The 13,036-nt window shown below is 72.8% G+C and carries 10 protein-coding genes; 4 read left to right on the forward strand and 6 right to left on the reverse strand.

The genetic code is table 11. The features are described 5' to 3' along the window. Positions 1-9: 9 nt before the first annotated feature. Entirely contained in the window at positions 10-2,979 is a 2,970-nt protein-coding gene (locus AB0L00_RS24970) for a M36 family metallopeptidase (RefSeq protein WP_364438573.1), read from the reverse strand. Positions 2,980-3,297: 318 nt separating this feature from the next. Here AB0L00_RS24970 and AB0L00_RS24975 point away from each other — a divergent pair, with 318 nt between their 5' ends. Beyond that, on the forward strand, positions 3,298-3,996 hold the full coding sequence (locus AB0L00_RS24975) for a response regulator transcription factor (protein ID WP_364438576.1): 699 nt from the start codon (positions 3,298-3,300) through the stop codon (positions 3,994-3,996). Positions 3,997-4,018: 22 nt separating this feature from the next. After that, positions 4,019-5,323 carry a HAMP domain-containing sensor histidine kinase gene (locus AB0L00_RS24980; protein WP_364438579.1) on the forward strand — a complete coding sequence of 435 codons (1,305 nt, stop codon included), beginning with the start codon at positions 4,019-4,021 and terminating at the stop codon, positions 5,321-5,323. Here the strand turns inward: AB0L00_RS24980 and AB0L00_RS24985 are convergent. Genes AB0L00_RS24985 through AB0L00_RS25000 form a run of 4 tightly spaced genes read right to left on the reverse strand, consistent with a single transcriptional unit; the run spans position 5,271 to position 10,751 of the window. After that, complete coding sequence (locus tag AB0L00_RS24985) at positions 5,271-6,815, reverse strand: MFS transporter (RefSeq protein ID WP_364438581.1); 1,545 nt, start codon at positions 6,813-6,815, stop codon at positions 5,271-5,273. The genes AB0L00_RS24980 and AB0L00_RS24985 overlap by 53 nt on opposite strands. Beyond that, positions 6,812-8,176: a cytochrome P450 gene (locus AB0L00_RS24990; RefSeq protein WP_364438583.1), complete on the reverse strand. Its 1,365-nt coding sequence runs from the start codon at positions 8,174-8,176 to the stop codon at positions 6,812-6,814. The genes AB0L00_RS24985 and AB0L00_RS24990 overlap by 4 nt, the downstream gene beginning before the upstream one ends. Further along, complete coding sequence (locus AB0L00_RS24995; protein ID WP_364438586.1) at positions 8,173-9,207, reverse strand: alpha-hydroxy acid oxidase; 1,035 nt, start codon at positions 9,205-9,207, stop codon at positions 8,173-8,175. The genes AB0L00_RS24990 and AB0L00_RS24995 overlap by 4 nt, the downstream gene beginning before the upstream one ends. 11 nt (positions 9,208-9,218) lie before the next feature. Beyond that, a complete protein-coding gene (locus tag AB0L00_RS25000) occupies positions 9,219-10,751 on the reverse strand; it encodes an NAD(P)-binding domain-containing protein (protein WP_364438588.1) in 1,533 nt (510 codons plus the stop codon). 141 nt (positions 10,752-10,892) lie between these two features. Between AB0L00_RS25000 and AB0L00_RS25005 the strand changes: the two genes are divergently transcribed. Beyond that, positions 10,893-11,354, forward strand: a complete 462-nt coding sequence (locus tag AB0L00_RS25005; RefSeq protein ID WP_364438590.1) for a hypothetical protein — start codon at positions 10,893-10,895, stop codon at positions 11,352-11,354. Here AB0L00_RS25005 and AB0L00_RS25010 read toward each other — a convergent pair. Beyond that, positions 11,335-11,865 (reverse strand): helix-turn-helix domain-containing protein, encoded by a 531-nt coding sequence (locus AB0L00_RS25010; protein WP_364438592.1) that lies wholly within the window; start codon positions 11,863-11,865, stop codon positions 11,335-11,337. The two genes, AB0L00_RS25005 and AB0L00_RS25010, sit on opposite strands and share 20 nt — an antisense overlap. A 126-nt stretch (positions 11,866-11,991) precedes the next feature. On the opposite strand from AB0L00_RS25010, the gene AB0L00_RS25015 reads away from it, so the two are divergent. Then, entirely contained in the window at positions 11,992-13,032 is a 1,041-nt protein-coding gene (locus AB0L00_RS25015; protein WP_364438595.1) for a hypothetical protein, read from the forward strand. The last annotated feature ends 4 nt before the right edge of the window (positions 13,033-13,036 follow it).

A 13,036-nucleotide genomic window follows, 5' to 3' on the forward strand; every position in this document is an offset into this window, starting at 1 on the left:
GCGGCCGGGTCAGCGGGCGAAGACCTGGAAGTCGGCCGCCCTGACCTGACCGGAGATCGCGCTTCCGGTCGTGCAGTCGGTCGGGACGTTCGGGTCGTTCGTCTGCTGTCCCGCGTAGTCCGGTCCACCGGTGCACTGAGAGGCGGCGACCTCGAGGCGCAGGTGCGTGGCGGTGGTCCGCGGGATGGTGAAGGACCGCATGGTCAGGTCGGGCGCGACCGGGCGGGGCCGTACGGACGGGAAGGCGTCCTTCGCGCTCGTGTAGACGGTGCGGTAGCCGGCGGTGTTCGAGCAGTCGACGGTCGCCGACGCCGTGCAGGCCAGGACCTTGAACGACCGCAGCGCGGTGAACCGGTTCTGGGTGCCGGTGTCGCCGCCCGGGTCCTTGGCGTCGGCCGGCCGTAGCAGCGCGCTGACCTGCACGCGCCGTACCTGCTGCGGCTTGTCGCCGGCGAGGCGCACGGTGACCGAGCGGCCCGCCACCGGGGTTCCGGCCGCGGCGAGCGAGGCCCACGTGGTGCCCTCGTCGTCGTCGATGAGGGCGCCGAGGTCGACGCCGTCGCCGGTCGCCGTGGCGCCGTTCGCCGCCGAGGCGAGGTTGCGCGGCAGCCGTACCCGTACGGTGCGGTGCGAGCCCGGCGTCACCCGCTCGGTGATCCGCGCCATGCCGTGGCCGGGCGCCTGGGCGATGAGGTGGTACCGGCCCGCCACCATGGCCGCGGTGTCCGGCCGGTCGGTGGCGGTGTCCGTGTCGGCGACCGGGACCGCGCGGGCCTGGTAGTCGCCGACGAAGAAGCGGGCGTCCGGCACCGGCCTGCCGGTCTCGTCGACGGCCTCGAACCGCACGGTGGCGTTGCGCGCGCTGGGCGAGGCGAAGCCCGGCGTCGCGTCCGCGTCGGCGTTGGTGTCGCTGGCGGCGCCGGAGCCCATGCCGCGCGCCGCGAAGGCGTTCCAGAGCAGGGTCTGGTTCGCGCCGCCGAACCGCATCTGGTCGGCGGCGAGCATCGCGTCACGGGCGTCGAGCATCGTGACGTCGCCCCGGGCCATCAGCAGCCACGCGTCGAAGACGAGCTGGATCCAGCGCCGGTCGCCCGGGCAGGCGGTGACCGGGGTCCGTCCCTCGGCGCAGGCCCTGCGTGAAGCGCTGGTGCCCTTGCCGTAGCGGTCGATGAACGCCTGCCGGATGTCGTAGTTGACGGCGTTCCAGATCTCACCGTCGGCGTGGACCTCGGGACCGGTCAGGTCGAAGCCGAGGTCGCCGTAGTTGAGCGGGTTCTTCGCCAGGTCGTAGTCGCGGATGCCGCGCACCGGGTTGCCGGTCACGTACTGGCCGGTGACGGACTCCTTCTGGCCGGCGGGCACCAGGCCGTTCGCGGCGAGGTACTCCATCGCGACCAGGTCGGACCAGGACTCGCCCATCGAGTTGGCCTGGTAGCCGCTGAGGCGGTTGTCCGGGCCGGCCACCATCCGGTTGGAGATCGCGTGGGTGTACTCGTGGCCGATGACCGACATGTCGTAGTCGCCGTCGACGCAGGGGGAGTAGAACGAGCCGGCGATCGACTGCCACAGGTACATGTTCGTGGTCGGCGGGGTGCCGTCGGGCGGCGTGGCCTGGTTGGCGTTGTCCCGGATGAGGCTGGTGGCGACCCGCGCGCCGGACTGGGCGTTGCCGTGCTCGGGGTCGCCGCCGAGGCCGCCCTTGCCGAAGTTGTCGTCCTGCAGGTTCCAGGCGTTCTCGGTGAAGCCGAGGTTGTAGGAGAAGTCGTGCATGCGGTTGTGCATCGACAGCAGGTTGGTGTCCGCGGCGTCGATGTCATTCCGCTGCGGGCTGTCGAACACGCCGGGTGCGCACTTCTGGGCGTACCACTGGTTGGTCCAGGGGTAGGTGTACCGCCGGTCCGGGCGCGGCGTGGCGAAGCCGTTCGGGTTGAACCCGGTGCCGGTGGCGTTGTTCCACGCCTCGGCGGCCCACTCGTTGTTGCCGCGCGTCGTCTGGGTGGAGGCGGTGCCGCCGGCTCCCGGGTCGACGTCCCAGGCGAGTGGGGAGGCGGGGTTCCCGACGACGCGGTCACAGCCGGCCGCCTTCGTCAGGCACCACGTCTCGCGGGTGTCCTTCGTGCGGTAGTCGGCCGGCGGATTCGCCGGGAAGGCGTTCCAGCGCGGGTCGTCGGTCTCGTCGTCCACGTTGTCCTGACGGATGAGGACCTCGCCGGTACGGGCGTCGACGTAGCTGGTGTAGGACCGTACGCCGTCGGGCGCGTCGTCGTTGACCGAGACCTCGTAGGCGGCGCGCGCGCCGCCGGCCGGCATCGGCACCGCGACGAGCTTGACGCTCTGCGTGCCCTTCAGCCCGGCGGCCGCGTACCGCCGCCAGGCGCCGGCGGTTCCCCGGGCGGTCACGGTCCCGGCGTCGAGGCGCACGTCGCGGGCCGCGGTCCGCACGGCGTCCTTCTCGGTGAGCGTCGCCGGCGCCGGCACCGGGACGTCCGGCGCGAGCGTCGAGCTCACCTGGTAGACCCTGCCGTCGGCGACGCCGACCACGGCGAGACCGTCATGACCGGCCGGCAGGTCGCCGAACCGCTGGCGGAACAGCACGGCGGCACCGGAGCCGATCGGGTTCTTCGCCACGACCTCGAGGGAGTCGACCGCCCGCTGCGACAGGCCGAGCAGGTCACGGTGCTGCGTCAGATAGGTCCGCGCGGCCGTCACCGGGTCGGCGGGCAGGCCGGCCGCCAGGGCCGAGGTCCCCTGCGGGGCCAGGCCGGCGGGCGTGCCCAGCCGGTTCCAGCGGGCGGCGACGTGCTGCCGCAGGGCCAGGTCGCGCTGCGCGCCGGACGGGGCACGGCCGCCCGGACGGGCGTCACGGTCGCCGACTCCGTGGTGTTCCGTCTGGACGCGCGGCTCGCCGGAGCGGGCGGCCGCCGGCTGGGCGGCCGCGACCGCGCCCTCTCCGAGTGCGAACAGCGCTCCTGCCGACATCACCGCGATCAGCCGATTGGCTCTTGCGTGTCTGCGCCACGTGCGCACGGCACACCGCCTTTGGGGTATGGGGGCAAATTGTGGCGGAGCTTAAAGCGCGGGTAAAGGACTCGTCAATGCGATGAAAGGGCACGATCCGGCAACGCTCATGGTTACTCACACGGAAATGACGGTTTCACGCTGTGCGCGGGGAGGCCGGGCGATGGCAGGCGCCTTTGCGGTGAAGTCCGAGATGGGCGAGCCCGTCCCTTGTGGCGGTGACCCGGCAGGATCTACGGTTCTCCCGAGCCCTGACCAAGATCCTCTCTGGGATGACAAATGCTGTCAGTGATCGCCGAGGCCGAGCCGCGCGCCGCGTCACGGGCCCGCCTCCTGCTCGTCGAGGACGACGACGAGCTCAGCGAGATGCTGGGCCGGCTGTTCGCCGAGGAGGGCTACTCCGTCGACGTCGCCCGCGACGGCCAGCGGGGCCTGCACCTCGGCCTGAGCCGGCCGTACGACGCGATGATCATCGACCGGGGCCTGCCCGCGATCGACGGCCTGGACCTGCTGGTCCGGCTTCGCCGCCGGGCGGTCGTCACCCCGGTGCTCGTGCTCACCGCGCTCGGCGCCGTCGCCGACCGGGTCGCCGGGCTCGACGCGGGCGCCGAGGACTACCTCGTCAAGCCGTTCGAGGTCGACGAGCTGCTGGCACGGGTACGCGCGCTGCGCCGCCGCAACCGGGACGCCGCCCAGGTCCTGCCGCTGGGCGCCGGCCGGTTCGACCTCGCGACCAGAGTGGTGACCCTCCCGGACGGCGCGCAGGTGACGCTGTCGGGGAGGGAGTACGAGCTGCTGCGCGTGCTGACGAGCCGCCCCGACCAGGTGCACACCCGCGCCGCGCTGCGCGAGCGCGTCTTCGACGCGGCGCCGGCCGAGTCCATCGTCGACACCTACGTGTACTACCTGCGCACCAAGCTCGGCCGGACGGTCGTCCGCACCGTACGAGGCGTGGGCTATCGGGCGGGCGAGCTTTGACCGTACGACCGGGAGCGGCGCCGTGACCAGATCCGCGGACCTCGAACGGCGACTGCTGGTCCGGGCCCGCGCCGTCATCACCGCGCAGGTGGCCGGGGCCGTGACCCTCGTCGTGGCGCTCGTCGGCATGCTCGTCTACTGCGTGACGATCGAGGGCCAGGAGTCCTCCGCGCGGCGTGACCTCGCCCTCGCGGTCGCCCAGGCCGACATCGCCCACCCGCCGCCCTGCATCTGGCTGTTCGAGCTGCGCGGGAACGCCCTGACCACCTCGCCCGGCGCGCCCGCGGACCTGCCCGTGCGCTCGGTGCTGCGCCGGGTCGCGGCCGACCACCGCACCAGGGTCGGACGGGTCACGGTCGGCGGCCGGGCCTATGTCGTACGGTCGGCGGTCCGCGGCGGCGTGGTCCGGCAGGCGGCCATCGACCTGCGCTACCAGGTGGAGGAGCGCCGCCGGCTCTACGGCGCGCTCGCCGCGGCCGAGGCCGCCGGGCTGGCGGCGGCGCTGCTCGTGGGCCAGCTGCTCTCCCGCCGGGCGATCGCGCCGCTGGGCGAGGCCCTCGCCCGCCAGCGCCGGTTCGTCGCCGACGCGAGCCATGAGCTGCGCACGCCGCTGACCCAGCTGCACACGCGCGCGCAGCTCATGGAGCGCCGGCTGCGCCCCGGCGGCGACCCGGCGGACCTGGCCACCGAGCTGCGGCGGATGGTCACCGGCACCCGCCAGCTCGGCGAGGTCATCGACGACCTGCTCCTGTCGGCGCAGCTCCGGCAGAGCCGGCGGCCGTTCGGCGTGGTGGACCTCGGAGTCCTCGCCGACGACCTGGTCACCGCCGAGAGCGCCCGCGCCGAGGCCCGCCGGGCCACCGTCGAGGTCCGGCGCCGGGACGCGGGGCCGTACGCCGTCCGTGGCGTGGAGCCGGCGCTGCGGCGAGTGGTCACCTCGCTGATAGACAACGCCTTCGGCCACATCGCCCCGGGCGGGCGGATCACGGTGACGCTGACCCGGAGCGAGAGCATGGTCGCGCTGGAGGTCCGCGACGACGGAGTCGGACTCGACCCCGGAGACGCCGAGCGGCTGTTCACCCGGTTCGCCCGCGGGGAGCACGGCACGGGCCGCAGGTTCGGCCTCGGGCTGGCCCTCGTCCGCGAGGTCGTCGACGGCCACGGCGGCACGATCGAGGTGGACGGACGGCCCGGCGCGGGCGCGGCCTTCACCGTACGCCTGCCCGCGGCCCCCCGCGCAGAGCCCGCGTTCCCCCGCGTCGAGCATGCCGAGGTCAACCCGTCTCCGCCTCCACCAGTGGCCGCCCCGCGGTCTCCATCCCGGTGAGCCGCAGCACCAGCGCCGCCGCGCTGACGGGAACCGCGACGACGAGCGCCATCGTGGGCAGCTCGGGCGCCGAGGTGAGCAGCAGCGGGCCGAGCATGCCGCCGATCTTGCCCGCCGCCGCGGCCAGGCCGCTGCCGCCCGCGCGCAGGGCGGTCGGATAGACCTCGGTGGAGTACGGCGACAGCAGCGCGATCATGCCGCCGGCCCCGGCCAGCAGCGTGACCAGCAGGACGAGGAGGAGCGCCCGGCCCCGGTCCGCGTCCACGCCGAGCACCGGGAACAGCACGAGCACCCCGCCGGTGATCGCGGCGTAGCAGAACATGGTCCGGCGGCTGCCCCACCGCCCGTACAGGTAGGCGGCCAGCGCGGTGTTCGGCACCGCGAACAGGGAGGAGAAGAACAACAGCCCGCCCGCCGAGTGCTTGCCGCCGTCGCCCAGGAACGTCGGCAGGAATGTGATGAAGCCCCAGTTCACGATGCCCCAGCCCAGGCCGTACAGGGTGATGGTGGCCGTGCGGCGGCGGAACGGCGGCACCACGAGCGCGCGCAGCCGGGACCGGAACGACGACCAGGCGGGCGGGGTCACGGGCGCGGGACCGGACGCGCGGGTCGTGATCCCGTATCGCGCCATCACCCGGGCCGCCTCCTCCTCCCGGCCCATCGTCAGCAGGAACCGCGGCGACTCGGGGATCCAGTGGCTCAGCAGGAGCAGCAGCGCGCCGGTCGGCGCGTTCAGCACCCACAGGATCCGCCAGCCGAAGTGCGGGATCAGCAGGGTGGACGCGCCGCTGGCCACGAGGTATCCCAGCGCCGCGCCCAGCCCGCTCTGCAGCACGATCAGCCCGCCGCGCCGCCGGGCCGGGATCGACTCCGCCATCAGCGAGTACACGGTGGGCAGCATGCCGCCCGCCGCCGCCCCCATGAAGAAGCACATGACGAGGTTCCAGCCGAGGCTGGGCATGAAGCCGCAGATCGAGGTGGCGATGTAGATGATCGAGGACAGCAGGATCGTCGACCGGCGGCCGAAGACGTCGGCGAGGAACCCCCACAGCACGGACCCGATGACGGTCCCGATGATGGCGACGAAGGGCAGCGTCGCCGCCTCCCGCGTGCTGATCCCGTACTCCATCGACATGCCGGGCACCACGAAGCCGAGCGAGGCCGGCTTCATCGTGTCGACGACCAGGCCGACCGTGAGCACGACCACGAGCAGCCAGTGCGCGCGCGACAGCGGCGCCTCGTCGAGCGCGGCGTACGGCACGGCCGAGGCGCGCCGCGCCCGGGCGGCCCGCTCCTCCCGCCCAGGCAGCAGGCACCACGTGCACAGGGCGAGGCCGATCACGATCAGCGTCATGCCGAGCGACATCGTCCGGCCCATCGGCATCCCGGCCATCATGTAGTGGTCGTGCCGGGCCATCACGTAGTCGGGGACGTGCATGAGCACCCCGGCCGTGACCAGCAGGGCGCCGATCCAGAACGCGTGTCGTTTCACCGTGACCTCCCGGTGCCGGGACAGGCCGCCTCGACGGCCGCGAAATGGCGCTCGCACAGCCGTTGCCGGCGGGCGTCCCACACCATGTAGCCGCCGAGGACGAGCTGGACGACGCTGCGCCAGACGTCCTCCCAGCGGTCCCGGACGCGCATGACCGCCAGCCGCGCCGCGGGCCGTGCGCCGGAGACGGCCGCGTCGCGGGGGATCAGCAGGCAGGGGCCCCGGTTCGGCGCGGACCGGGTGTGCGCGGCGGACGTCCGCAGCGCGAACCGCCGGACCACCTCGCGCGCCGCGACCCGCATCGTGATCGGGGTCAGGTGCCAGGCCGGGCAGGGGCGGTTCGCGGCGATCCCGAACGGGATGTGGTCGGCGTCCCGCGCCGCCAGCGTCTCCCAGCGCTCGGGACGGAACTCGCCGGGGTCCTCGAACCGGGCGCGATGGAACTCCGGATAGGAGAAGAGAAGCACCGACCCCGCCGGAATCGTCGTGCGGTCGTCGACCCGGATCTCGCCCGAGGTGACGCGGTGCGCGACGCCGAACAGCGGGTACAGCCGGAGCGTCTCGTCGATCACCCGCTGGACGTACCGGTCGTCGGCGTCGCGCAGCCGGTCCTGCACGTCCGGGTGGCCCGCCAGCACCATCAGCAGGTGGGTCATGGCCTCCGACGTCTGCACGACCGCGGTGTTGAAGAAGGTGCCCTGCAGGTACAGCGCCCGCTCCCGTGCCGACAGCCCCACCGGCAGCGGATGCCGTACGTCGGCGAGGCGGCGTTCCAGGTGGTCGGTGAGCCGGACCCGCCGGTCCATGTGCCGCAGCCCGCAGCACTTCAGCGCGGTCACCACGTCGTCGGCGTTGGCGACGATGAGGTCGCGCGCCTCCGGCGGGCACGGCTCGCCGAAGACCACCTCGTAGTAGAACTCCGCCCAGATCGGCATCATCAGGTCACGGAGCCGTACGGTCGTCGTGCCGTCGATCCCGCGCAGCCCCCGCTCGACGCACCGGGCGGTGAGCTCCTCCGCCCGCGCGGTCGGCATGGCCAGGATCGCGCGCGTCGTCCGGGCGACCTCGTCGTAGCGCGGCCCGGGTTCGAGGTGCTCCTGGTGGATGTGCGGGCCGGGCGCCAGCCAGTACCAGAACAGGTCGGACAGGGCCGCGCCCCTGCTGCGGCCGTCCGCCGCCGGATCGGCGTACACCTGCTTGAACCGGGCCACGTCCACCAGCGGGCCGGGCACCGGGATGCCCTCGTCGCCGTTGACCCGGTTGAAGATCCACACGCGGAGCGCGACGACCCGGCCGGGCAGCCAGTACGGCAGGCTCAGCAGGAGGGCGGCCGCGCCCACGGCCAGGACCACGGCCGTCATCGGACGAACGTCCGGTCGAGGTCACGGACCGACGCGCACCCGCACTGGACGAGGGCGTGGTCGACCTCGTCGCGGATCCGCTCCAGCACGCCCTTGACGCCCTGCTCGCCCTCGGCGGCCAGGCCCCAGACGACCGGGCGGCCGATCGCCACCGCGCTCGCGCCGAGGGCGAGGGCCTTCAGCACGTCGGTGCCGCGCCGGATCCCGCCGTCCATCAGCACGGGCAGGCCGCCCGCGGCGGCCACGACGTCCGGGAGGACGTCGATCGTGGCGGGCACCGTGTCGAGCTGGCGGCCGCCGTGGTTGGACACCACGAGCCCGGCGACGCCGGCGTCGCCGGCGAGCCGGGCGTCTTCGGGGTGCAGGACGCCTTTGAGCACGATCGGCAGGTCGGTGACGTCCCGCAGCCACGCGACGTGGTCCCAGGAGATCTCCGGTGACATCGCGATCTGCCGGACGTGGCCGGGGGAGTCGCCGAACCGGAGGTTCTCGCAGTACAGGCCGTCCGGCAGGTCGTGGAAGCCGTTGCGGTCGTCGCGTTCGCGCCGCCCCAGGACGGGGGAGTCGACGGTCACGACGAGGGCCCCGCACCCCGCCGCCTCCGCCCGCCGGACGATCGCCTCCGTGAAGCCGAGGTCGGGCTGGAGGTAGAGCTGGAACCACAGCTTCGCGCCCGGCGCCTCGGCCGCGATGGCCTCCACCGCCACGGTCGAGGCCATGCTGACGATCATGATCGTGTCGGCGGCGGCCACCGCCCGTACCGTGGCGCGCTCGCCGTCGGGAGCGGCGAGGCGGTGGAAGGCCGTCGGCGCCACCAGCACCGGCATCGACGCGGCCGTGCCGAGCAGGGTCACGTCGAGCTCCCGCCGCGCGCCGCCGCGCAGGACGCGGGGGACGAGCGCCAGGCGGGCCAGCGCCTCCTCGTTCGCCCGCAGGGTGACCTCGTCGCCCGCGCCGCCCGCGAAGTAGTCGTAGTGCACGGGGTCGAGGCGCTCGCGCGCCACCGCCTCGTACTCGCGCAGGGTCCGCACCGGGTCCTCCCTCAGGCCGGCACGGCCGCGGCCTGAGCCGCGAAGAAGGCCCGCAGCGGTTCCCGGTGCGTGTCCGGGGAGTTCCACTCGTTCTCGAGGTTCTCGGTGATGTGGTGCGTGGCGACGAGCTCCCCGCCCCGGTAGTGCCGCACGATCGGGTGCAGGTAGTGGCCCTCGTCCGCCCGGCCGGAGTCGCTCTGCGCGATGCGGCGCACCGAGATGTCGAACGGGTCGTGCTTGTCGTGGTCCGGCCCGTAGTCCAGCGTGATCCGGTAGTGGTCGGGCAGGTCGACGTGGTCGAACGGCATCTCCTCCAGGTACCGCGCGCCCTCGCCGTCGATCGCGATCACGTCGGCCAGGAACCCGAACTGCTGCCACAGCGCCGACGTGCGGTTGACCCGTTCGAGCACCGCGTCGGCGAGCGCCTCGGGCGTGCCGGGCAGGTCCCGCTGCGGCCACTCCACGCCTTCGTACCTGCTCTCCAGGATCCGGTGCAGGGCGCGCACGCCGTACCGGAACCCGTGGATGAACCCGCTCGTCCCCTTCTTGAAGTCCCGGGACTGGGTGATCGTCCCGCCGAAGTACAGGCCGGGGACGTTCACCGACTCCCACGCCGTCGTCAGGGCGGGGAACCGGTCGCGGATCGTCAGCTCCGGCCGGCACGACTCATCGAAGATGGAGGCGTCGAAGCGGAAGCCGGTGCACACGATGACGCGGTCGTACGGCACGTCCTTGGTGACCTCGTTCACGCGGGTGAAGCTCACGGTGACGAGGTAGCCGTCGTCCCGCTTCTCGATCTTCTTGACGCTCCCGTCGAGGATCGCGTTCTGCGCCTTGAGCTGGTACGTGTCGAGGAAGTTGTTGTTGACCGCGCGCAGGTGCCCGACGAAGTGCGTCTGCCACGCCAGCCGTACGGAGCTCGGCCCCGCGACGTGGATCACCGCGGCCTTCTCGATGAGGTTGTCCGCGGTCTCGAACGCCGAGTTGCCCTTCCCGATGATCAGCACCCGCTGGTCGGTGAAGTCCGCCGGGTCCACCGACACCTCCGTGTAGAGCTCGGCGGTCTCGACGCCGGGGATCGGCGGGACGTACGGCTGCGAGGGGCCGGTCGCCGCGACCACCCGCCGGGCGCGGTGCACGTCACCGCCCTCGGTCCGCACCTCGAAACCCTCGTCGTCGCGGGTGACGTGGACGACCCGGCTGTCGCAGGCGATCTTCAGCTTCGTCGCCTCGGCGAAGTCACTCAGGTAGCGCACCATCTCGTCGGCGGGCGGGAAGTACCGCTCGCTGTACCGGGTGAACAGCAGCTCCGGGTCGTCGGACAGCAGCGAGTTCCAGTCCATCCGCAGGTTCAGCTCCGGGTCGGTCCACCCGGTGTGCCGCTTGTTGTTCGAGATCAGCGTCCGGTGCCGGGGGAACGTCCTGAAGAACTGGCCGGGAGTCGGCCCGGCCTCGAGGATGAGATAGTCACGGCCCGCCCGCTCCAGCAGGTATCCGAGCTGCAGCCCGGCCGGTCCCGCTCCGATCACCAGGTAGTCCTTCACCACGCACCTCAGCCGTTCGATCAGGGGTCGGACGCGGCAAGGATGGGCTCGCGAATCTCAGAGCTTCTTCAGAGGGGACCCGGCGGTGTCCATTCCCGGCCATCGGGAAACCGGATCCGCCACGCGGGGCGTCCTCCCGGTATGCGGCTCACGACGCTCGTCTGGTGCCTCATGCTCGCGGCGACCGGCTGCGGCACGGGCACGAACTGCGCCGCGATCCTCCGCCCCTCGACCGTCGTCTTCATCGTCAAGGCGGATCTGCCGGCGGGGACCGGCGGCACGGTGAGCGTGTGGGCGTGCGTCGACAAGAGGTGCCGGACGTTCTTCGACCTGCCCGTGACCGGCGACATGAGGGTGGTCGTGGCGGCCCCGGACCTGACGAGACCCGTCACCGTGCCCGTCGCACTGCGCGTCTACCGCACCGGGAACCGCCTCATCTTCGCCGGCGCCCGCCGGGTCCGCCTCAGGCGAGATCCGTCCCACCCGGGCCCCTGCGAAGACGCGTACACGGCGACGCTCGTGGCGTCGAGATCCGGCGGCCTTCAGCTCGCGCCGACGCCACAGCCGCCGGCCCCCGGCCCGGTCACTCCGGCCGCGGGCTGACGGCGTCGTCGGCCTCCCGGCCGGCGATGAGCGGGCCGATCACCCGCGTGCCGGGGCCGACGCATTCACCCGGTCCGGGAAGCTGCGTCGTGTTGTGCACCGTGAGCGGCCCGCCGCAGTGCGCGCAGGCGGTCACCGCGTGGGTGTCCCGGCCGCAGTCGAGGTGGCGGATGCGGGCGGGCGGCCCGGTCGGACCGGCGTACCAGCGGTCGCCCCAGTTCATCAGGGCGAGCAGCACGGGGTACAGCTCCTCGCCCTTCTGCGTCGCACGGTAGTCGTCGCGCGGCGGGTGGTCCTGGTAGCGCTCGCGGACGAGGACTCCCTCCTCGACGAGACGGGTCAGCCGGGCGGCCAGGACCTTGCGGGAGATGCCGAGGTCGTTCGTGAGGTCCTCGAAACGGGTTACGCCGGTGATGACGTCGCGCATGATCAGCGTGGTCCACGCGTCACCGAACAGGTCGGTGGCGCGTGCGATGGAGCAGGCCATATCGGAGAGCCGGATCCGGGTCACAGGACGACCCTAACCGAGTTCCCTGAGGGAACGCTCACCTAATGCACCTTAGTGTCACGATCCGGTCATGGCCGGTAATTGCCAAGAAGTGATCTTGGAGGTAAATGTGACGCTATGTCGCGTCACATGCACTTTGTTGGAAGTCTGCCGCCGGACGTGTGCGGCACCCCTCGTCAGGCCATGGAGTGGATCACTCGTCAGGTCGGCGACCACCGGCTGACCACGCTGCCCTGCGACCTCGACCCCAACTGGATCGTCGCCTACCTGCGCACCCTCGCCGAGCGTCCGGCGTTCGAGGTCGACCGGCCCGGTGAGTACACCGGCTACAAGGACATGCGCCGGTACGGCGTCCGGCGCGGCCACAAACTCCAGCCCGCGGACGTGGCGATGGACCGGGAGGACGCGCTGCGCGAGATGCTGGAGGAGTTCCGCGCGCTGCGCGCCGAACGCCCCGAACTCGCCGACGTCCGCCTGCAGCTCAGTCTGCCCAATCCGCTCGACCTGGCGATCTTCGTGTTCGAGGGCCGGCCGTGGCTGTCCCTGCGGTACCTCTCGGTGTTCACCCAGGCGGTCGTCGACGAGGTGACCGCGTTCAACGCGGTGACGGGCCAGGACGTCGTCTGGCAACTGGAGACGCCCTCCGTCCTGGTCGGTATGGACATGGCGAAACGGCTGCCCGGCGGCCGGTCCTTCGCCGCGCGGCTGCTCGCCCGCCAGGTCGCCGGACTGCTCGGCCGCCTCCCCGCCGACGCGGACGTGATCCTGCACCTGTGCTACGGCAACCTGGCGAACACCGAGCTCGTCGCGCCGCGCGACCTCGGCCCGGCCGTGAAGTACTTGAACTTCCTGGCCCCCGCCCTGCGCCGCGCCGGCCGGCCGCTGCCGCCGGTGCACATCCCCGCGGCGTACGGCGCGCATCCCTCGCCGCGCACCGAGGAGTTCTACCGGCCGCTGCGGCGGCTCGATCCGGAGTGGCGGATCATCGCCGGCATCGCCGCCGCGACCGACCCGGAGGGCAGCGCCGAGAGCCTGCGGCTGATCGAGGCCGCCGCCGGCCGCGAGGCGTACGCGGTCGCCACGGCCTGCGGTCTGGGCCGCCACACCGTCGAACAGGCCGCGCGGGCGGTCGAGGCGATGGCCGCCGCGGTCGGCGCCGGCCCGCGTTGACGCC

Source organism: Actinoallomurus sp. NPDC052308 (assembly GCF_040679195.1).
In the GTDB taxonomy this organism is placed as follows: domain Bacteria; phylum Actinomycetota; class Actinomycetes; order Streptosporangiales; family Streptosporangiaceae; genus Actinoallomurus; species Actinoallomurus liliacearum.

Bases quoted from the DNA above. Each gene is read 5' to 3' on its own strand.
- AB0L00_RS25015 (WP_364438595.1), top strand. From the start codon at position 11,992: ATGCACTTTGTTGGAAGTCTGCCGCCGGACGTGTGCGGCACCCCTCGT.
- AB0L00_RS24975 (WP_364438576.1), top strand. From the start codon at position 3,298: ATGCTGTCAGTGATCGCCGAGGCCGAGCCGCGCGCCGCGTCACGGGCC.
- AB0L00_RS24970 (WP_364438573.1), bottom strand. From the start codon at position 2,979: ATGTCGGCAGGAGCGCTGTTCGCACTCGGAGAGGGCGCGGTCGCGGCC.
- AB0L00_RS24990 (WP_364438583.1), bottom strand. From the start codon at position 8,176: ATGACGGCCGTGGTCCTGGCCGTGGGCGCGGCCGCCCTCCTGCTGAGC.
- AB0L00_RS25005 (WP_364438590.1), top strand. From the start codon at position 10,893: ATGCGGCTCACGACGCTCGTCTGGTGCCTCATGCTCGCGGCGACCGGC.